This is a genomic window from Kitasatospora sp. NPDC058406, from assembly GCF_042722765.1.
GTDB lineage: Bacteria > Actinomycetota > Actinomycetes > Streptomycetales > Streptomycetaceae > Kitasatospora.
On record NZ_JBHXKE010000077.1, the window covers coordinates 16,705 to 36,571 of the forward strand.

At 74.8% G+C, this 19,867-nt stretch carries 15 protein-coding genes and 2 riboswitches; of the genes, 10 read left to right on the top strand and 5 right to left on the bottom strand.

Features of this window, described 5'->3' with window-relative positions:
- Positions 1-66 precede the first annotated feature (66 nt).
- The 3 genes from ACFWOG_RS17310 to ACFWOG_RS17320 form a co-directional block, all read right to left on the bottom strand.
- Positions 67-420 carry a VOC family protein gene (locus ACFWOG_RS17310; RefSeq protein ID WP_380359311.1) on the bottom strand — a complete coding sequence of 118 codons (354 nt, stop codon included), beginning with the start codon at positions 418-420 and terminating at the stop codon, positions 67-69.
- Positions 421-596: 176 nt separating this feature from the next.
- Positions 597-2,345: an SDR family oxidoreductase gene (locus ACFWOG_RS17315; protein ID WP_380359314.1), complete on the bottom strand. Its 1,749-nt coding sequence runs from the start codon at positions 2,343-2,345 to the stop codon at positions 597-599.
- A gap of 244 nt (positions 2,346-2,589) precedes the next feature.
- Positions 2,590-3,219 carry a TetR/AcrR family transcriptional regulator gene (locus ACFWOG_RS17320; protein ID WP_380359317.1) on the bottom strand — a complete coding sequence of 210 codons (630 nt, stop codon included), beginning with the start codon at positions 3,217-3,219 and terminating at the stop codon, positions 2,590-2,592.
- A 380-nt stretch (positions 3,220-3,599) separates the two neighbouring features.
- Between ACFWOG_RS17320 and fabV the strand changes: the two genes are divergently transcribed.
- Positions 3,600-4,820: an enoyl-[acyl-carrier-protein] reductase FabV gene (gene fabV / locus ACFWOG_RS17325; protein WP_380359320.1), complete on the top strand. Its 1,221-nt coding sequence runs from the start codon at positions 3,600-3,602 to the stop codon at positions 4,818-4,820.
- A gap of 52 nt (positions 4,821-4,872) precedes the next feature.
- On the opposite strand, the gene ACFWOG_RS17330 is transcribed toward fabV, so the two are convergent.
- Positions 4,873-5,712 (bottom strand): helix-turn-helix transcriptional regulator, encoded by an 840-nt coding sequence (locus tag ACFWOG_RS17330; protein ID WP_380359323.1) that lies wholly within the window; start codon positions 5,710-5,712, stop codon positions 4,873-4,875.
- 115 nt (positions 5,713-5,827) lie between these two features.
- Here ACFWOG_RS17330 and ACFWOG_RS17335 point away from each other — a divergent pair, with 115 nt between their 5' ends.
- The 4 genes from ACFWOG_RS17335 to metE all read left to right on the top strand — a co-directional run bounded on the left by ACFWOG_RS17335 (position 5,828) and on the right by metE (position 12,856).
- Entirely contained in the window at positions 5,828-6,601 is a 774-nt protein-coding gene (locus ACFWOG_RS17335; RefSeq protein ID WP_380359325.1) for an SDR family NAD(P)-dependent oxidoreductase, read from the top strand.
- Positions 6,602-6,833: 232 nt separating this feature from the next.
- Positions 6,834-8,957 carry a glycerophosphodiester phosphodiesterase gene (locus ACFWOG_RS17340; RefSeq protein WP_380359328.1) on the top strand — a complete coding sequence of 708 codons (2,124 nt, stop codon included), beginning with the start codon at positions 6,834-6,836 and terminating at the stop codon, positions 8,955-8,957.
- 237 nt (positions 8,958-9,194) lie between these two features.
- Entirely contained in the window at positions 9,195-9,986 is a 792-nt protein-coding gene (locus tag ACFWOG_RS17345) for an adenosylcobinamide amidohydrolase (protein WP_380359330.1), read from the top strand.
- A 173-nt stretch (positions 9,987-10,159) separates the two neighbouring features.
- A riboswitch (cobalamin riboswitch) is annotated at positions 10,160-10,380 on the top strand.
- A 160-nt stretch (positions 10,381-10,540) separates the two neighbouring features.
- A complete protein-coding gene (metE, locus tag ACFWOG_RS17350; protein ID WP_380359333.1) occupies positions 10,541-12,856 on the top strand; it encodes a 5-methyltetrahydropteroyltriglutamate--homocysteine S-methyltransferase in 2,316 nt (771 codons plus the stop codon).
- Positions 12,857-12,919: 63 nt separating this feature from the next.
- Here the strand turns inward: metE and metF are convergent, their stop codons facing one another.
- Entirely contained in the window at positions 12,920-13,837 is a 918-nt protein-coding gene (gene metF, locus ACFWOG_RS17355) for a methylenetetrahydrofolate reductase [NAD(P)H] (RefSeq protein ID WP_380359335.1), read from the bottom strand.
- A gap of 520 nt (positions 13,838-14,357) precedes the next feature.
- Positions 14,358-14,548, top strand: a riboswitch (cobalamin riboswitch).
- A gap of 208 nt (positions 14,549-14,756) precedes the next feature.
- On the opposite strand from metF, the gene ACFWOG_RS17360 reads away from it, so the two are divergent.
- The 5 genes from ACFWOG_RS17360 to ACFWOG_RS17380 all read left to right on the top strand — a co-directional run.
- Positions 14,757-16,256, top strand: a complete 1,500-nt coding sequence (locus ACFWOG_RS17360) for a CoA-acylating methylmalonate-semialdehyde dehydrogenase (RefSeq protein WP_329948008.1) — start codon at positions 14,757-14,759, stop codon at positions 16,254-16,256.
- Positions 16,257-16,264: 8 nt separating this feature from the next.
- Complete coding sequence (locus ACFWOG_RS17365; RefSeq protein WP_380359339.1) at positions 16,265-17,407, top strand: acyl-CoA dehydrogenase family protein; 1,143 nt, start codon at positions 16,265-16,267, stop codon at positions 17,405-17,407.
- Positions 17,407-18,555 carry an enoyl-CoA hydratase/isomerase family protein gene (locus tag ACFWOG_RS17370; protein ID WP_380359342.1) on the top strand — a complete coding sequence of 383 codons (1,149 nt, stop codon included), beginning with the start codon at positions 17,407-17,409 and terminating at the stop codon, positions 18,553-18,555. The genes ACFWOG_RS17365 and ACFWOG_RS17370 overlap by 1 nt, the downstream gene beginning before the upstream one ends.
- Positions 18,552-19,439: a 3-hydroxyisobutyrate dehydrogenase gene (mmsB, locus tag ACFWOG_RS17375; protein ID WP_380359345.1), complete on the top strand. Its 888-nt coding sequence runs from the start codon at positions 18,552-18,554 to the stop codon at positions 19,437-19,439. Before ACFWOG_RS17370 ends, mmsB begins: the two co-directional genes overlap by 4 nt.
- Positions 19,436-19,867, top strand: a 432-nt coding sequence (locus ACFWOG_RS17380; protein WP_380359348.1) for an enoyl-CoA hydratase-related protein, incomplete at its 3' end; no start/stop codon positions are given. The genes mmsB and ACFWOG_RS17380, both read left to right, overlap by 4 nt.

The window sequence follows — 19,867 nt, forward strand, 5'->3', positions numbered from 1 at the left end:
CCGTGGCGAAGGGACGACGGCGGGACCGCGCGACGGCGCGACGGCCCGGGGCCCGGGCACGGGTCCTCAGGCGGGCTGCCACAGCTCGACCCGGTTGCCCTCGGGATCGGTGACCCAGCCGAATCGACCGACACCCTCCATGTCCTGGGTCTCCTCGGCCACGTCCGCCCCTCCGGCGCGCAACTGCGCGAGCATCGCGTCCAGGTCGCGGACGCGGAAGTTGAGCATGGTCCGCTGGCTGCGGGACCCGAAGTAGTCGGTCCCGGACTCGAACGTCGCGAACACCGTCGGCCCGGTTTCCTGATGCCACAGGCCGTGCGCGTCGGCGTCCAGGCCCAGGTGGTCGCGGTACCAGGCGTTGAGGGCCGCCGGGTCCGCCGCCCGCAGGAAGTATCCGCCAATTCCCCGTACGTGTTCCATGCCGCCATCCTGCCAGGACGGCGACCGGCCGGACCGGCACCACACGTGTGGCGCGCACCCCGTACGCGTAGGCAGGTGTGGTCGGGCGGGCGGTCCGGCCGACCGCCGGGACGATCCGGGCGACCGGGCGACCGGGCGGGGCGGCGGCGAGTGCGGGCCGGCGGGGCGGGGCGGCGCTACGACCAGGCCGCGGCCGCCCTGGTGAGGTCCGAAGGGTCACCGCCGGTGTGCGGGGCCGTCGTCCGGGGTGTCGGCGCCCCGGGTGCGACGAGCCGGACGGGGACGGGGCAGGCGTCGATCAGCCCGCTCAACTCCGCCCGGCGGGAGCGCCGTCGGGCCTCGCGGAGGCGTCGGGCCGCGCGGCGGGCGGCGCCGGGACGGTGGAACGCGGGTGTGGCGGCAGGAGTGGCGCCGCCGGACCGGTCGGTACCGCCGGGGCGGTCGGGGCCGGTGGCGTCGGCGGTCACCACGAGCAGGCCGCCGACGCGGTCGGGGTGGGCGGCGGCGTAGCGCAACGCCGGTGCGGCGACGGCTGCGTGGGTCACCAGCACGGGGCGTGAGCGGACCGGGTCGAGCAGGGCCGCGAGCCAGTCGGCGTCGGGGGCGGCCGTGGGGGCGGAGCGGCCGAGCCCGGGGAGGTCGGCGGTGAGTGCGGGGGCGTCGAGCCGGCCGGTGGCGTCCGTCCAGGCGGCGGTGTCCGCGCCCGGCCCGGGGAGCAGGACGTAGCGCGGTGTCCGGCGGTCGCCGTCGAGGTAGGTGCGTCCGCCGGCGACGTCCGCGAACCCGCCCGCCGGGCCGCCGGGGCCGTGGCCGGTGGGTGCGGCCCCGAAGCCGTCGGCGACCAGGCGGTCGGCCCAGCGGCGCAACAGGTCGTCCACCGGGGGGTGGTGGAGTCCGGCAGCCCGGGCGAGCCGGTCGGCGGAGGCGGTGTCGTAGCCGTCCTCGACGAGGAAGGACAGGGTCTCCGGGTCGGCGCCGGTGAGGGCGCGGGGCAGCCGCCGTACCAGGCCGACCGGGACGAGCCCCCGGGGCGCCGGGACGTCCAGGTGCCGGGCGATCAGGGCGATCAGTTCGGGCAGCGGTGGGGTGGCGGGGTCGAGGACGGTGTGGGAGCGGGCCGGTCCGTCGTCGAACTCCGGGACGACGGCGAGGAATCGGGCCAGGTGGTCGATCGCGACCACCGGGAGGAAGGTCCGGGCCGTCCCGGGCAGCAGGGGGAGGCGGCCGGACCAGAGCTGGCGGACCAGGTCCGCCAGGCCCAGGTACTGCCCGGCCTCGCCGGTCTCCGAGTGTCCGATCACGCTGCTGGGGTTCACCGTGGTGAGCGGAACGCCGAGCTCGGCGGCCGTGACGCGGACGGCGGCGTCGCCGAGGTGCTTGGACGCCTCGTACGCCCCGAGCCGGGCGTAGAGGGTGTCGGTCTCGGCGGGCGGGAGGGGGTGGCGGGGCGCGCTGTCGCGGCCGACCCGGTACCCGGAGAGGTGGACCAGACGCCGGAGCTGCGGCCGGCCCGCCGCCCAGTGGAGTGCGGTGAGTGCGCCCTCCACGTTGGCGGCGTGCGCCTCGGCACGGTCGAGGCCGAAGCGGTAGAGGGCGGCGAGGTTGTGGACGTCACGGACGGCGGCGAGCCGGGCGTCGTCGGCGGGCGACAGCCCGAGTCCGGGGCGGGTGAGGTCGGCGGTGACGGTGGTGAGGGCGCCGTCGTCGGCGCCGTGCGCGCGCAGCCAGGCGCGGAGTTCGCGGTCACGCGGTGAGCCGGGGCCGGTGCGGACGCCGGCGGCCACCGGCTCTCCCCGGCCCAGGAGTTCGAGGAGCAGCCAGCGGCCGAGGAAGCCGGTGGCGCCCAGGACCAGGGTGTGCGGCGGTGGCCGGTCGGCCGGGGAGGCGTCCGGCTGCCGGGGCTGCGGGCGGGGCGTGGTGGTCATGGTGCTCTCCTCTTCGGTGGTCCGGTCCGGTCGACCTGATTCTGTAGACCGGTCTGCATATTTTTTGGGCACGGATGCGGTGCGAGTGCGAAGGTGCCGGAAGGCGGGAGCCCTGGACGGGGCTCGCGGTCACGGGCCGGTCTGTGGTGGTGGAGGGCGAACCGTGCCCGGGGGTGTGTCCGGGTGCGCGGTGGGGATCTGCCGCCGGGGGCGGGTGGGCGCCGAGGCCGGCGCCCACCCGTGCTCAGCCGGTCCGCTGCGAGGCCGGGCTTTCGCGGGTGGCCTGCGCGGCCTGCGCGGCCTTCACGTCGAGCAGGTGGCGGACGGCGTGCGTCGCGGCGGTCAGCGGTTCGGGGGAGCGGCGGACGCGGGCCAGCAGGACCGCGCCCTCCAGCAGGGCGAGCGCCTGGCCTGCGGCGACGTCCGCCTCGGTGGGGTCGAACCCCTCGGCGGTCAGACGCTCGGTCAGGACGCGCTGCCAGCTCGCGTACACCTCGACGCAGACCTGGCGGAGCGCCTCGTTGCTGCCGGCGATCTCCAGCCCGACGGTGGCGATCGGGCAGCCCTTGGTGTACTCGGACCGGGCGAGACGGTCGGCGAAGGCCCGCGCCAGCCCGGCGACGACGGTCGCCGCGTCGGAGCCCTCGCGGGCGAGGGAGGCGAGCAGCTCCTCGACCTCCTGGCCGGCCTGGATCAGGGCGGCGGTCACCAGCTGGTCCTTGCCCTCCGGGAAGTGGAAGTAGAGCGATCCGCGCGGTGCGCCGCTCTCCGTCACGATCTGGTTGAGGCCGGTGCCGAAGTAGCCCTGTGCCTCGATCAGGCCGCGCGTGCCGGCGATCAGCCGGGCGCGGGTCTCCTCGCCTTTGACTCCCATGCGGAAACAATAGACCGGTCTGCATATTTTGTCGACGGGGCCATCCGGCGGTGCCGGTTGCGGTGGCTCCGGCCCGGTCGAGGACGGGGGAGGGCGGCGGGGCGAACGGATGGCACACCGACAAGAATCCGCGGGCACTTCTGGTGAAGATCACCATCACGGGCCGGGCCGGGCTCGCCCAGGATGTGAGCAGGGCCCGACCGGAGCGAGCCCCGGGGGTACGGACGGCCCCGCCCGGTCACCGCCCCGGAGGGCACGTTCGGCGTCGTCGTCCCGACGACGCCGGCCACCGGCCAGCCGGAAACCGTCGCCGACGTCCGCCGTGCGCGCAGGTGTTCCTGCCGCGGCGACCGCGTCCCCGCACCCGAAGGACCCCACGAGTGACCCTCCGCACGATCAAGCCCGGCAACCGCGGGTACCTCTACGTCAACAGCCACCCGACCGGCTGCAGCACGGTGGTCGACCACCTGTGGCAGCAGATTCCGGAGCCTGCCGACGACCGTCCCGGCCCGGTCGCCCTCGTCATCGGCTCCAGCGCGGGGTACGGGCTGGCCGCGACCCTGGTCGGCCTGCGCGCCCACCGGATGCGCGGACTCGGCATCGCCTTCGAGGCCCCCGCGACCGAGCGCCGTACCGCCGGCGCGGGCTGGTACCGCACCGCCCGGACGGCCGAACTCGCGGCCGAGGCCGGCGCCGACTTCACCTTCCTCAACGGCGACGCGTTCTCCGACGGGGTCAAGGAGGAGGCCGCCGACCGGATCGCCGCCCGTTTCGGCAAGGTCGACCTGCTCATCTACAGCGTCGCGGCCCCGCGTCGCACCGACCCGGTGACCGGCGAGGTCCACCACTCCGTCATCAAGCCGCTCGGCAGCGACTACCGGGCCAAGACGCTCGTGTTCGAGGACGGCACCCCGCGGATCGGCGAGCTGCACCTCCAGATCGCCGACGAGGCCGAGCGCGACGCGACCGTGCAGGTCATGGGCGGCGCCGACTGGCAGCTGTGGGTCGACGCCCTGCAGTCCAGGGGCCTGCTGGCCGACGGCTTCCGGACCGTCGCCCTCTCGTACGTCGGGTCGGACATCACGGCCCCCGTCTACCGGGCCGGGACCATCGGCGCCGCCAAGCAGCACCTGGAGGACACCGCCCGCACCCTCAACACCCGTCTCGACGGCGCGGGTCACGCCTACACCGTCGTCGCCGGCGCGGCCGTCACCCAGGCCTCCACCGCTATCCCGAGCATCGCGCTCTACACCAGCATCCTCCACCGCGTCACCGGGGACGGCTGGCAGACCACCGTCGACCAGGCCGCGGAGCTGTGGAGCCGCCTCTCCGGCGACGCCGAACCCGACCTGGACGACCAGGACCGCATCCGGCTGGACGACTGGGAGATGAACCCCCGGGTGCAGACCGCCGTCCGCGCCATGTGGGACCGGATCGACGCCGAGACCATGGACACCCGTGCGGACACCGGCTGGTTCCGTGAGCAGGTCGGCCGGCTCTACGGCTGGGACGTTCCCGGCGTCGACTACGAGGCCGAGGCCGAGACCGCCGTCCCGTGGCCCGCCTCCCCGTGGCCCGCCTCCCCGTCGTCCGGCGTCTGACGTCCGGCGTCTGACGTCCGCCCGCCGCTCGCTCGGCGCCCGGGCACGGGCGCTAGCGGGAGGCCGCCGGGTGCAGGCGGCGGAAGGGGTCCGGGGTGCGGCGGCCGGCGGGCGGGAGGTAGACGAAGAGGTGGTGGCCGCTCGCGGGGAGGGCGAGGGCGGTGTAGTCGAGCACGCCGGTGTCCAGTGCGGGGTGGCGCAGCGCGAGGCGGCCCTGGCGGGGCGGGGCGGCCCGGTGGCGGGCCCACAGGGCGGCGAACTGCGGACTGCGGGCGGAGAGCCGGGTGACCAGGGCCGTCAGCTCGCGGTCGTCCGGGCGGTCCGCGTGCTGGGCGCGCAGCCCGGCGACCAGGTCCGCGCCGATGGAGCCGGTGGGGGCGTGGTTGGCCCGCTGGGCGGCGCCGTGCGGGCAGCAGAACACCTGCCAGAGGAGGTTGCGTTCGAGGGCGGGCCGGGAGGCCGGATCGGCCATCAGCGCGGCGGCGCAGGGATTCCAGGCGAGCAGGTCGAACCGGGGCCCGGTGACGAAGGCGGGCGAGCGGTCGAGGGAGGCGAGCAGGCTCCGGGCGGTCGCGTCGACGGTCGCCGGGCCGTTCACGGCGGCGGTCGCCGGCGCGGACCGTCGGTGGGCCAGCCGGTGCAGGTGGTCCCGTTCGGGTTCGGTGAGCAGCAGGGCCGCGGCGATGCCGTCCAGCACCGGGCCGGTCGGCAGCCGCTGGCGGCCCTGCTCCAGCCTGGCGTAGTAGTCCGTCGAGATGCCCGCCCGGACGGCGACCTCCTCCCGGCGCAGGCCCGGCGTGCGGCGGCGCGGTCCGACCGGCAGCCCGGCGTCGGAGGGATCCAGGCCCTGGCGGCGGGCCCGCAGGAACGCGCTGAACGGAGTGTCGGGCATGGTCCCACGCTGCCACAGCCCGGCAGCCGTATCCAGGACCCGGCAGACCCGGGCTCCCGGGCCCAGGACGATCCGGCCGCTGCCGCCGCCCGTCCCGCCGAGGGATGCTCCCGGCATGGGACTTCTCGACCGGAAGGTCACGATCATCACCGGCGCGGGCCGGGGCATTGGCGCGTCAGCCGCCGAACTGTTCGCGGCGGAGGGCGCGTTGCTCGTCCTGGCCGCCCGCACCGGCCCCGAGGTCGAGGCGCTGGCGGCCCGGCTGCGGGCGCGCGGCGCCGACGCGGTGGCCGTCGCCGCGGACATCTCCACGGCCGAAGGGGCCGAGCGGCCGGTACAGGTCGCGCTGGACTCCTTCGGCCGGCTCGACGCCGCCTTCGACAACGCGGGCTCGGGCCCGATGCCCGCCCCGCTCGCCGAGCGGACCGAGGAGGACTGGGACGCCGTCCACGCCGTCAACCTCCGCGGCACCTGGCTCTGCCTGCGGGCCCAGCTCCGGGCGATGCTCGCGGGCGGCCGGGGCGGCTCGATCGTGCTGTGCAGCGGGGTCGGCGGCCTGGTGGGCGGGTTCGGGGACGGCACCCAGCAGGCGGCCAAGCACGGGCTCGCCGGTCTGGTGAAGGCGGCCACCACCGACTACGCCCGGCACGGCGTCCGGACCAACGCGATCGCGCCCGGGGTGGTCCGGACGCCGTCCGCCGAACCGCTGTTCACCGCCGGGCCGGCCTTCGGCGAGGCCGTCGCCCGCTTCACCCCGCTCGGCCGCCCGGCGAGCGCCACCGAGGTCGCCCAGGCCGCGGCCTGGCTGCTCAGCGACCGGTCCTCGTACGTGACCGGGGTGACGCTCCCCGTCGACGGCGGCATCACGGCGACCCGGTCCTTCGTCTGAGGCGTGCGGACGGTGCCCGACGGCGCGTCGCCGCGCTCGCCCCCGCCGTCCGGGAGCACGCCGCGGACCCGCTACCGCCGGGGCGGGTCCGAGGACTCGGCGAGGACAACGCGCCGGTCCGGTCGGCGGGTTCGGTGAGGTACGGCCGTGCGGCGTGGAGTTTCGCAATGGTCACGAACGGTTCCCGGGGAAGTGGCTTCCGGTTCGGGGAGCGTCCCCTAGCGTGCCGGGCATGACACAGAGTCACCACGTCAGCTCCGGCAGCCCGTCCGCCGCGTCACCCGCCGCCCGTCCCGGCAACCGCCCCGGCGGCCGCCCGGGCAACCGCCCCGGCACCTCGGCCGACGACCGGCGCGACCTCCGGTCGAGCGCGGGCCGGCACACCGCCGTGCTCGCCGCCCTCGTCGCGTCCGCGCTGGGCCTGGGCACCGTCGCGCTGAGCGCCCCGAACGCCGCCTCCGCCGAGCCGCCCGCCGCCACCTCCGGCCCCGCCGCGTCCGGCCCCGGGTCCCCCGACGACCCCGCCGGGTCCCCCGGCCTCGCCGCTGCCGCCGCGGCCCCCGCCCCCGGTGACGTCGTGGTGACCGAGAGCTTCTCCGGCACCTCCCTCCCCGCCGGCTGGACCGCCGTGGAGGGCGACTGGAAGGTGGCGAACGGCCGGCTGGTCGGCACCTCCGCCAACTCCGGCCAGCAGAGCCGGATCACCTTCGGCCGCCACCTCGACGACTTCCGCATCGAGGCGACCGCCCGCTTCGAGTCCGTCGTGGACAACGCCCGCTGGGCGGCGCTCGGCCTGGACGTCCCGGCGAGCGGCGCCACCCCGTGGTCGATCGCCACCGTGCGGACCGGCACCACCGCCGCCAACGGCCTGGAGTTCGCCCGGCGGACCACCGCCAACAGCTGGCTCGTCACCGACACCGCCGCCGCCCCGGTCGCCGCCGGCACCGGCCGCGACGTGCGGATCGCCGTCGAGGTGCACGGCACCACCGCCCGCTGGATCTTCGACGGCCGGGAGGCCGCCCGCACCACCCAGGTCGCCCGCAGCGCCGACGGCGGCCAGGCGCTCGTCGTCAACGGCGCGAAGGTGTCGTTCGACGACCTCAGGGTGACCGCGCTCGCCCCGGGCGGCCTGCTCCGGCCGGCGGACTCCCCGCTCACCGTCTTCGCCCACCGCGGCGCCTCCTCCGCGGCACCGGAGAACACCCTGGTCTCGGACGAGGTCGCCCGGCGCGGTGGCGCCGAGTGGATCGAGAACGACGTCCAGCCCAGCAAGGACGGCGTGCCGTACATCCTCCACGACGACACGGTGGACCGCACCACCGACGGCCAGGGGCGGATCCGCGACCTGACCTCCGCCCAACTGGACGCGCTGGACGCCGGTTCCCGGTTCGGCCCGGCCTACGCGGGTGCCCGGGTGCCCACGCTCGCGGCGCAGTTGGAGGATCTGCGCACCCGTGGCGGCAACCTGCTGCTGGAGATCAAGGGCCGGCACAGCCGCGACGAGGTCGCCCGGATCGTCAAGGAGGTGCGCGACCACGGGATGGCGGGCCGCGTCCTCGTCCAGAGCTTCGAGGTGGACGCCCTGCGGCACACCCGCGAGCTGGCACCGGAGTTGCCGCTCGGCCTGCTGCGCAGCACCCTCGACGCCGACCCGGTGGCGATCTCCAGGGAGCTCGGCCTGGCCGCCTACAACCCCTCGGACGGCGCCGTCTCCGCCCGGCTCGGCGTGGTGAAGGACCTGCACGCGGCCGGCGTCGCGGTCAACGTCTGGACGGTCGACGCGGCCGCCCGGTGGAAGGCGCTGGAGGCCGCCGGCGTCGACGGCATCATCACCAACCGTCCGGCGGAGCTCGCCGGCTGGAACGCCGCCTGGCAGCAGGCCGGCGCCGTCGCGCCGCCCGCCGCACCCACCGTGGCGATCACCTCCCCGGCCGCCGGGGCCGCCCTGGACCGTGCCCAGCAGCCGGTCACCGCGGTGCAGGCGCGCGGCGCCGACTCCGTTCGGCTGACCCTGGACGGTGCCGAGCTCACGCCGGGCACCGCGCTCGACACCACGGCGCTCGCGCTCGGCCGGCACACCCTGCGGGCGGAGGCGACCGGCCCCGGCGGGCGGGCCGAGACGACGGCCGAGTTCACCGTCGCGGCCACGCCGACCGGTCTGGCCTCGCTGGTCCTCACCTCGGGGGCGGACCGCAACGCCGTCGCCACCCTGACCGTGATGCTCGGCCAGGGCCAGTACGGGCCGCTCGCCCGGTGGGCCGAGAACCAGTCCGGCCGGACCGTCCCCGCCGACCGGGCCCGACTGATCGCCGCCGACGCCCTCGCCCTCGGCGGTACGCCCCCCGCCAACGGCTGACCGCACCCCGGCGCACCCCGGCCGAACCGACCGCGTCGGCCGCACGACCGGCACCGGCGCACCCCGGCCGAACCGACCGGCACCTGCGCACCGACCGCCGGACCCCGTGCCCGCTCGCCCGGCACGGGGTCCGGCGTCCGCCGGGGGCTCCGTCGATCCGTGCGGCGTCGCCCTGTGCCTAGGATTGATCGCCTGGCCGGTCGGCCGCTCACCCACGTGCCCGAAGGTGGATCGTTCATGGCAATCCCGCAGCAGCAGGCGGGCCCTCCCGGAGTGGACGACGGGGTCTTCGGCGACCCCGTGGTGATCGAGCGGTCCGGCCGCCCGGAGGACGGTGAGTGCCGCCATCTCCTGGTGTGGCGGGCCGGACCCGGCTGGCGGATGCTCAGCAGCGCCGTGCTGGGCGGCGGCCTGGGCGAGCGGGAGTGGCTGGTCAACGCCCAGGTCCGGGCCGGGTACGGCAGGACGGACCCGGACCGGCACCTGGCCGAGCTGGCGGAGGACCTGGGGCTGCGGGGTCCGGGCGTCGGGCTGATGACCGCCGCCCGGGTGGACGCCTTCACCTGGGCCCGCGACCACGGCGTCACCGCGGTGGTGACGACCGGAATCGGCGTGCCGACCTGGGCGTCGGCGCCCGCCGACGGCGACGCGCCCGGCGACGCGCTCGTTCCCGGCACGATCAACATCGTGGTCGTCGTTCCGGTGGCCCTCTCGGACGCGGCCGCCGTCAACCTCGTGGCCACCGTGACGGAGGCCAAGGTCCAGGCGCTGCTCGAAGCCGGGTACGACTGCTCGGGGACGCCGTCGGACGCGGTCTGCGTGGCGGTGCGGCGGACCGGTCCCGGCCGGGAGGCGGAGCCGTTCGGCGGCCCCCGGTCCCGCTGGGGATCCCGCGCCGCCCGCGCCGTCCACGCGGCCGTCGTGCTGGGCGCCGAGCGCGACCGGGCCGGCCGCGTCCGGGGACCCGTGCCCGGTCACCTGCGGTCCACGCCCGGGTGCGGTCGGACCTTCGTGCTCTCCGACGAGTAGCGGCACGGCCGGGGCGCGGGGTTCCGGGACGGCGGGCCGGCACCCGCACCGGCCGGTCCGGTCCTGTCCTGTCCTGTGCCGTCCGGCCCTCCGCCGCCCGTCCGGGGCCCTGGCGGCGTCTCAGGATGTGGACGTCCTGGTGTCCTTGTGTTCTCCCGGTACCGGATTCGTCCTAAGCTGGGCGGGCAGCTGGTTCGCCCTGCCCACCAGGCAGGCGCGTCGTAAGAGGGAACCCGGTGGGAATCCGGGACTGCCCCGCAGCGGTGAGTGGGAACGACCGCCGTCATACGCACTGGGCCCGGTCGGGTCTGGGAAGCGACGGCCAGTAGGTGTCCGCCCTTTCGGGCGGGCGTGTCCACGAGTCCGAAGACCTGCCCGTTGCCCGCACGCGACCCGTTCGCGCGCGGACATCCCGGTGACCTCGTGGGCGGGTCGGCGTACATACCAGGCGGATCCGGCGCTTCTCGTGCGCACGCGGTCCCGCCCGGTTCGTCACCCCTTCGCGCCTCCGTCCCGTCACCGGGGCCACAGACAGGCTCGCGAAGGAGAGTCCCTTGACAGCGAAGTCCGCAGCCGCGGCAACCCTGGCCACCGTGTACGGATACCCCCGCCAGGGCGGTGGCCGTGAGCTCAAGAAGGCGATCGAGGGGTACTGGAAGGGCGCCGTGAGCGCCGACGCCCTGCTGGCCACCGCCGCCGACCTGCGTCTGGAGAACTGGAGCAGGCTCGCCGGGGCGGGCGTCCAGGAGGTGCCCACCGGCGACTTCTCGCTCTACGACCACGTGCTGGACACCACGGTCGCCGTCGGCGCGATCCCGCCGCGTCACCGGGCGGCGGTCGAGGCCGACCCGCTGGACGGCTACTTCGCCATGGCGCGCGGCACCCAGGACGTCGCGCCGCTGGAGATGACCAAGTGGTTCGACACCAACTACCACTACCTGGTGCCCGAACTCGGCCCCGACACCGTCTTCACCGCGAACTCCGCCAAGGCGGTCGCGGAGTTGCGCGAGGCCCTGGACCTCGGCCACAGCGCCCGTCCGGTGCTGGTCGGCCCGGTCACGTACCTGCTCCTCGCCAAGCCCGCCCCGGGCGTCCCCGAGGACTTCCAGCCGCTCACCCTGCTCGACCGGCTGCTGCCCGTCTACGCCGCCCTCCTCGCCGACCTGCACGAGGCCGGCGCCGCCTGGGTCCAGTTGGACGAGCCGGCGCTCGTCCAGGACCGCACCCCCGCGGACCTGAACGCCACCGCGCGCGCCTACCGCGACCTCGGTGCCCTCGCCGACCGGCCCAAGCTGCTGGTCGCGAGCTACTTCGACCGCCTGGGCGCCGCGCTGCCCGTGCTGGCCAGGGCCCCGATCGACGGCCTCGCCCTGGACTTCACCGGCCCGGCCGCCGCCAACCTGGGCGACCTGGCCGCCGCGGGCGGCCTGCCGGGCAAGCGGCTGGTCGCCGGTGTGGTGGACGGCCGCAACATCTGGATCAACGACCTGGAGAAGTCGCTCTCCACCCTGGCCACCCTGCTCGGGCTGGCCGGCACCGTCGACGTGGCCCCGTCGTGCTCGCTGCTGCACGTCCCGCTGGACGCCGCCGCCGAGCGCGACCTCGACCCGCAGATCGCCCGGTGGCTCGCCTTCGCGCGGCAGAAGGCCAACGAGGTCGCCCTGCTCGCCCGCGGCCTGCGCGAGGGCACCGGCGCGATCACCGCCGAACTCGCCGCCAACCGCGCCGACCTGGCGTCCCGCGCCAACTCCCCGATCACCCGTGACCCCGCGGTGCGGGCCCGCACCGCGGCCGTCACCGAGGCGGACGCCCGCCGGGCCCAGGCCTACCCGGAGCGCGCCGAGGCCCAGCGCACCCGCCTCGGCCTGCCGCTGCTGCCGACCACCACGATCGGGTCGTTCCCGCAGACCTCCGAACTGCGGGTGGCCCGGGCCGACCTCACCGCCGGGCGGATCGACCCGGCCGCGTACCGGGAGCGCATCCGGACCGAGGTGCGGGAGGTGATCGCCTTCCAGGAGAAGGCCGGCCTGGACGTCCTGGTGCACGGCGAGCCCGAGCGCAACGACATGGTCCAGTACTTCGCCGAGCAGCTCACCGGCTACCTCGCCACCCGGCACGGCTGGGTGCAGTCCTACGGCACCCGGTACGTCCGCCCGCCGGTGCTGGCCGGTGACATCTCGCGCCCGCACCCGATGACCGTCGACTGGTTCCGCTACGCGCAGGACCTGACGGACCGTCCGGTGAAGGGCATGCTCACCGGGCCGGTCACCATGCTCGCCTGGTCCTTCGTCCGGGACGACCAGCCGCTCGCCGACACGGCCTTCCAGGTCGCCCTCGCCCTGCGCGACGAGGTCACCGACCTGGAGGCCGCCGGCGCGGTCGTCGTGCAGGTCGACGAACCGGCGCTGCGCGAGACGCTCCCGCTGCGCTCCGCCGACCGCCCGGCCTACCTGGACTGGGCCACGGTCGCCTTCCGCCTCGCGACCTCGGGCGTGCGGGTCGACACCCAGATCCACACCCACATGTGCTACGCCGAGTTCGGCGCGATCATGACGGCCATCGACGAGCTGGACGCCGACGTGATCTCGCTGGAGGCGGCCCGTTCGCACATGGAGGTCGCCGGTGAGCTGGCCGCGGCCGGCTACCCGCGCGAGGTCGGGCCGGGCGTGTGGGACATCCACTCCCCGCGTGTGCCGAGCGCCGACGAGGCGGTGGAACTGCTGCGTGCCGGGCTCGCGGCGATTCCGGCCGAGCGGCTCTGGGTCAACCCCGACTGCGGACTGAAGACCCGCGGTTGGACCGAGACCCGGGCCTCGCTGGAGAGCCTGGTCACCGCCGCCCGTCGCCTGCGGGACGACCTGGCCCGCTGAGCCGGGCGGGGAGGCCCGGGGCGGGCGCGGCACTCCGGCCGCGCCCGCCCCAGGCGGTGTCCCTCAGCCGGATTCGGGCAGGCCGAGGTTCTGGTAGATCTCCGTCGTGACCGTGGAGAAGTTCATGGTCATGAAATGCAGGCCGGGGGCGCCCTCGGCCAGGAGACGGCGGCACATTTCGGTGGCGTACTCGATTCCGACGGCGCGCACCGCGGCGGGATCGTGCCGCTCGCCGAGCATCCGCTCGGCGAGATGCGCCGGAATGGCCGCGGTGCTGAGGGTGGGAATGCGTTCGAGTGACCGGATGGTGGTCACCGGCATGATCTCCGGAATGATCGGAACGGAGCATCCTGCCTTCAGGAGGCGGTCCCGGAATCTCAGGTAATTCTCCACGTCGAAGAACATCTGGGTGATCGCGTAGTCGGCGCCGGCTCGGCATTTCTCGATGAAGAAACGGATCTCGGAATCCCAGTCCGGGGAGCGGGGGTGCATTTCCGGGAAGGCCGCGACACCCACGCAGAAGTCGCCGGACTCCTTGATCAGCCGCACCAGGTCGGCGGCGTACGCCACGCCTGCGGGGTGGCGGACCCAGGGGCCGAGCGGGTCGCCGGGCGGATCGCCCCGCAGGGCCAGGATGTTGCGGACCCCCTGGTCGGCGTAGTGCCCGAGGATGTTCCGCAGCTCCGCGACGCTGTGGCCGACGGCCGTCAGGTGGGCCGTCGGCGTCAGGGTGGTCTCCTGCGCGATGCGCCCGGTGACGTTCACCGTGCGCTCCCGGGTGGACCCGCCGGCGCCGTACGTCACCGACACGAAGGTGGGTGCCAGAGCCTCCAGCCTGCGGATCGCGTTCCACAGGCCGGCCTCCGCCGCGGCGCTGCGCGGCGGCATGAACTCGAAGGAAAAGGAACGCCGACCGGTGGCCAGGAGTTCGCGGACGGATGCCGCGTGATCGGTTCGTCTGGAAGGGATTCCGAGTGTCATGGGAGGAGGCTATCCAGGGCGGTGGGATCGCACACGCGTCCGTCCATCCTGTGATACGAGATTTCTCACGCATACGTCCGGAGGGGCCTGTTCCAGTGTTTTCCACCGACGGTTCCCCGCGGATTCCCGGCCCGTCGGGAACAAGTCCGGCGCGGCCTCGCAGAAGGGCACCATAGGCGCATGGAGAGACGTTCGTACGGGCTTCCGGGAATATCCGACTGGGACCGGTGTGCGGTGAGGGGAATCGTGAACGTGACACCGGACTCGTTCTCGGACGGGGGCGCTGGTCGGACCCGGGCCGGGCACGTCCCGCCGGGCGGAAGGACCGCCCTGCACGGCAGCTGCCGCGAGGCCGTCACGAGGGTTGCGGAGCTCGGCGACTCCGGCGCCGGTCCGGTGCTGCGACCGGCCCAACCGCACGACGAGGTGAGGGACTTCTTCCACGCGGACCACAACCACGTCGCCGCGCCGGAGGAGGTCGCGGAACGGACGGCGGCGGCGAGGGATGCCCTGGACTTACTAGGACGTCCAACTATATGGTCGTGGACAAGGCCCGCAGTGCAGGGAAGCCGGTGTGAATCCGGCACGGTCCCGCCACTGTGACCGGGGAGTGCGTCGCCGCAGTACCAGCCACTGGCAGCCAGCCGGGAAGGCCGGGCGACGCGCGCTGATCCGGGAGTCAGGATACCGACTGCGGGTGTTCCGTGTTGTCCACGAGGATGGAGCAAACACGCATGGCACCGGTCCGCGCCCTTCCCGACCCTGGTGATCCTGCGACGGCTGCGGCACACCCGTCTCCCTGACGGCTCGCCGCGCCCGGCGACGGCCCGACGCGTGCGCTCACCCGAGCGCGGCGCGGGCGTCCGTCGTGCGCCCTTCCCTCGGATCTTCCCGACACCCTGACGAGAGCAGGTCTGTGATGGTCCGTGAACTCACCCACTTCATCGGCGGCAAGCACGTCCCCGGGACCTCCGGGGACTTCGGCGACGTCTACGACCCGAACACCGGCACGGTCCAGGCCCGGGTCCCGCTCGCGGGCCGCGCCGAGACCGAGGCGGCGATCGCCGACGCCGAGCGCGCCCAGTCCGAGTGGGCCGCCTGGAACCCCCAGCGCCGCGCCCGCGTGCTGCTGCGCTTCCTCCAGCTCGTCGAGGCCGAACGCGAGCCGCTGGCCCGCCTGCTCTCGGCCGAGCACGGCAAGACCGTCGCCGACGCCCACGGCGACCTCCAGCGCGGGCTGGAGGTGGTGGAGTTCGCGGCGGGCATCCCGCACCTGCTGAAGGGCGAGTTCACCGACAGCGCCGGCACCGGCATCGACGTGTACTCGATGCGCCAGCCGCTCGGCGTGGTCGCCGGCATCACCCCGTTCAACTTCCCGGCGATGATCCCGCTGTGGAAGGCGGCGCCCGCCCTGGCCTGCGGCAACGCCTTCATCCTCAAGCCCTCCGAGCGGGACCCGTCGGTGCCGCTGCGGCTGGCCGAACTGTTCCTGGAGGCGGGCCTGCCGCCGGGCGTCCTGAACGTCGTCAACGGGGGCAAGGAGGCCGTGGACACGCTGCTGGAGGACCCCCGGGTCCAGGCGCTCGGGTTCGTGGGTTCCACCCCGATCGCCCAGTACGTGTACGCGACGGCCGCCGCCCACGGGAAGCGCGCCCAGTGCTTCGGCGGCGCCAAGAACCACATGATCGTGATGCCGGACGCCGACCTCGACCAGGCCGCGGACGCCCTGATCGGCGCGGGCTACGGCTCCGCCGGCGAGCGCTGCATGGCCGTCTCGGTCGCCGTGCCGGTGGGCGAGGAGACCGCGGACGCCCTCGTCGCCAAGCTCACCGAGCGGATCGCCGCACTCAGGGTCGGCGCCTCCGACGACCCCGAGGCCGACTTCGGGCCGCTCGTCGGCCGCGACGCGCTGGACCGGGTCCGCGGCTTCCTCGACCTCGGTGTCCGGGAGGGCGCCGAACTGGTCGTCGACGGCCGCGACCTGACCGTGCCGGGGTACGAGGGCGGCTACTTCCTGGGCGCCACCCTCTTCGACCGCGTCACCCCCGCGATGCGGATCTACCGCGAGGAGATCTTCGGCCCGGTCCTGTGCGTGGTCCGCGCGGCGGACTACGCCGAGGCGCTGCGCCTGCCGAGCGAGCACGAGTTCGGCAACGGGGTGTCGATCTTCACCCGGGACGGCGACACCGCCCGCGACTTCACCCGCCGCGTCAACACGGGCATGATCGGCGTCAACGTGCCGATCCCGGTGCCGGTCGCCTACCACACCTTCGGCGGCTGGAAGCGGTCCGGCTTCGGTGACCTCAACCAGCACGGCCCGGACTCGATCCGCTTCTACACCCGCACCAAGACCGTGACCTCGCGCTGGCCCTCCGGGGTCAAGGAGGGCGCGAGCTTCACCATCCCGACGATGGGCTGAGGCGCGCCGTGCACACGCATCTGACCGACGACCAGCTCGCGATCGTCGAGGCCACCGGCGACTTCGCCCGCGAGCACCTCGCCCCGCACGCCGTGGCGTGGGACCAGGCCAAGCACTTCCCCGTCGACGTGCTGCGCAAGGCCGCGGGCCTCGGCCTCGGCGGCGTGTACGTGCGGGAGGAGTCGGGCGGCTCCGGGCTGGGCCGCCAGGACGGCGTGCTGGTCTTCGAGGCGCTGGCGACCGGCTGCCCGTCGATCGCCGGGTACCTGTCCATCCACAACATGGTCGCGTGGATGATCGACCGCTACGGCAGCCCGGGCCAGCGCGCCCGACTGCTGCCGGGACTCTGCTCGACGGAGGCCCTGGCCAGCTACTGCCTCACCGAGCCGGGCGCGGGCTCGGACGCCGCCGCGCTGACCACCCGGGCCCGGCGCGACGGCGACCACTACGTCCTCGACGGCGTCAAGCAGTTCGTCTCCGGCGCCGGAACCTCGCAGGTCTACGTCGTGATGGCCCGCACCGGCGCCCCGGGCGCCGGCGGGATCTCCGCGTTCCTCGTCGAACGGGACGACCCCGGCGTCTCGTTCGGTCCGAACGAGCGGAAGATGGGCTGGAACGCCCAGCCGACCCGGCAGGTGCTCCTGGACGGCGTCCGGCTGCCCGCCGACCGGCTCCTCGGGGCCGAGGGCGAGGGCTTCCGGATCGCCATGAACGGGCTGAACGGGGGCCGGATCGGCATCGCGGCGTGCTCGCTCGGCGGCGCGCAGGACGCGTTGGAGCGGGCCACCCGCTACCTCTCGGACCGGGAGGCGTTCGGCGCCCGGCTGCTGCACGCCCAGGCCCTGCAGTTCCGGCTGGCCGACATGGCGACGGAGCTGGAGGCGGCCAGGTCGCTGCTCTGGCGGGCCGCCGCGGCGCTGGACCGGGGGGACCCCCGGGCGCCGGAGCTGTGCGCGATGGCCAAGCGGTACGCCACCGACACCGGCTTCGAGGTCGCCAACGCCGCACTCCAACTGCACGGCGGCTACGGCTACCTCGCCGAGTACGGCATCGAGAAGATCGTCCGCGACCTGCGGGTGCACCAGATCCTGGAAGGGACCAACGAGATCATGCGCGTCATCGTCGCCCGCGGACTGACGGGAGCCGCCTGATGGCCGGCAACACCGCAGCGGGTAACGCCACAGCGGGCAACGCCGCAGCCGGGCACGCCGCGGCCGGCAGCACCGTGTCCGGGCGCACCGTCGACGAGGTCCTCGTCCAGCGGGAGGGCCGGTCCGGCCTGATCGTCCTCAACCGGCCCGCCGCGCTGAACGCCCTCACCCACGCCATGGTGCGGCGGATCGACGCCGCACTGGACACGTGGGAGCGCGACGACCGGGTCGAGACCGTCGTCGTCACCGGCGCCGGCGACCGCGCCTTCTGCGCCGGGGGCGACATCGTCGCCATCCACCGCGCCGCCACCGGCGGTGACCCGGCGGCCGTCGAGGAGTTCTGGCGCGACGAGTACCGGCTCAACGCCAGGATCGCCCGCTTCCCGAAGCCGTACGTCGCCGTCATGAGCGGCATCGTGATGGGCGGCGGAGTCGGCGTGTCCGCCCACGGCAGCGTCCGGATCGTCACCGGGACGACCCGGGTCGCGATGCCGGAGGCCGGCATCGGCTTCGTGCCGGACGTCGGCGGCACCTACCTGCTCTCGCTGGCCCCCGGCGAGCTGGGCACCCACCTCGCCCTCACCGCGGGCTCGGCGGGCGCAGGCGACGCCCTGCTCTGCGGCCTGGCCGACCACTTCGTCCCCACCGAGCGGCTGCCCGCGCTCCTCGACGACCTCGCCGAACTTCCCGTGCACGAGGCGCTCGTCCGGCACGTCGCACCCGCACCGCCCGCCCCGCTGGAGCGGCAGCGCGAGTGGATCGACAGCTGCTACGCGGCGGGCACCGTCGAGGAGATCCTCGGCCGGCTCCGCGACAGCGGGGAGCCCGAGGCCGGGAAGGCCGCCGAGCGGATCACCGCCAACTCGCCCACCGCGGTGAAGGTGACGCTCGCCGCGCTGCGCCGCGCCCGGTCCCTCGGCCCGCTGGAGGCCGTCCTCGACCAGGAGTACCGCACCTCCTGCGCCGCCCTCGACACACCCGACCTCGCCGAGGGCATCCGTGCCCAGGTGATCGACAAGGACCGCACGCCGCGCTGGAGCCCGGCCACGCTGGACGCCGTCGCCCCCGCCGCCGTGGCACGCTACTTCGCCCAGCTCGGCGAGCGGGAACTCGGCCTCGCCACCACGAAACCCCTGGAGCGCTGGTGACCCACGACATCGGATTCGTCGGACTCGGCAACATGGGCGGCCCGATGGCCGCCAACCTGGCCAGGGCAGGGCACCGGGTCGTCGGCTACGACCTCGTGCCGGAGGCCCTGCGGCAGGCGGAGGCGGCCGGCGTCCGGCCGGCGGAGTCCGCGGCCGACGCCGCCGGCGGCGCGGACGTGGTGATCACCATGCTGCCGGCCGGACGCCACGTCCTGGCCGCCTACGAGGAGTTGCTGCCCGCCGCCCGTCCGGGCACGCTCTTCGTCGACAGCTCCACCATCGACGTCGCGGACGCCCGGGCCGCGCACGACCTCGCCGTGCGGGCCGGCGGCCGGGCGGTCGACGCGCCGGTGTCCGGAGGAGTGCCGGGCGCGACCGCCGGGACCCTCACCTTCATGGTGGGAGCGGCGGACGCGGACTTCGACGCGGTCCGGCCGGTGCTGGACGCGATGGGCGGCAAGGTCGTGCACTGCGGGCCGGCGGGCGCCGGGCAGGCCGCGAAGATCTGCAACAACATGATCCTCGGCATCTCGATGATCGCCGTCAGCGAGGCCTTCGTCCTCGGCGAGAGTCTTGGCCTGAGCCACCAGGCGCTGTTCGACGTCGCCTCCACCGCCTCCGGGCAGTGCTGGGCGCTGACCGCCAACTGCCCCGTCCCCGGCCCGGTGCCGGCCAGTCCGGCGAACCGCGACTACCGCGCGGGGTTCGCGGCGGCCTTGATGGCCAAGGACCTCGGGCTGGCTGCCGGCGCGGCCCGGTCCGCCGGTCTGCCCACCGAACTCGGCCTGAAGGCAGCCGAGTTGTACGCGAAGTTCGCCGCCGACGAGGGTGCCGGACTGGATTTCTCGGCGATCATCACCACCCTGGGAGGGAGCGCGCAGTGACCGCGTACGAGACGATTCTGGTGGAGCGCAAGGGCCGGGTCGGGCTGATCACGCTCGACCGGCCGAAGGCGCTCAACGCGCTCAACACGCAGCTCATGAACGAGGTCGTCGCCGCGGCGAGGGACTTCGACCGGGACCCGGGGATCGGCTGCCTGGTGATCACCGGCTCCGAGAAGGCGTTCGCGGCCGGCGCCGACATCAAGGAGATGCAGTCCCTCGACTTCGTCGAGGCCTACCTCGGCGACTGGTTCGCGGCCTGGGACGACCTGGGCAGGATCCGCAAGCCGATCGTCGCGGCGGTCGCGGGCTACGCGCTGGGCGGGGGCTGCGAGTTGGCGATGCTCTGCGACATCCTGCTCGCGGCGGACACCGCGAAGTTCGGCCAGCCGGAGATCAAGCTGGGGGTGATCCCCGGGATCGGCGGTTCG

Coding starts and splice junctions, on each gene's coding strand:
- ACFWOG_RS17310 (WP_380359311.1), bottom strand. CDS start 420: ATGGAACACGTACGGGGAATTGGCGGATACTTCCTGCGGGCGGCGGAC.
- ACFWOG_RS17315 (WP_380359314.1), bottom strand. CDS start 2,345: ATGACCACCACGCCCCGCCCGCAGCCCCGGCAGCCGGACGCCTCCCCG.
- ACFWOG_RS17320 (WP_380359317.1), bottom strand. CDS start 3,219: ATGGGAGTCAAAGGCGAGGAGACCCGCGCCCGGCTGATCGCCGGCACG.
- ACFWOG_RS17330 (WP_380359323.1), bottom strand. CDS start 5,712: ATGCCCGACACTCCGTTCAGCGCGTTCCTGCGGGCCCGCCGCCAGGGC.
- ACFWOG_RS17335 (WP_380359325.1), top strand. CDS start 5,828: ATGGGACTTCTCGACCGGAAGGTCACGATCATCACCGGCGCGGGCCGG.
- ACFWOG_RS17340 (WP_380359328.1), top strand. CDS start 6,834: ATGACACAGAGTCACCACGTCAGCTCCGGCAGCCCGTCCGCCGCGTCA.
- ACFWOG_RS17345 (WP_380359330.1), top strand. CDS start 9,195: ATGGCAATCCCGCAGCAGCAGGCGGGCCCTCCCGGAGTGGACGACGGG.
- metF (WP_380359335.1), bottom strand. CDS start 13,837: ATGACACTCGGAATCCCTTCCAGACGAACCGATCACGCGGCATCCGTC.
- ACFWOG_RS17360 (WP_329948008.1), top strand. CDS start 14,757: ATGGTCCGTGAACTCACCCACTTCATCGGCGGCAAGCACGTCCCCGGG.
- ACFWOG_RS17370 (WP_380359342.1), top strand. CDS start 17,407: ATGGCCGGCAACACCGCAGCGGGTAACGCCACAGCGGGCAACGCCGCA.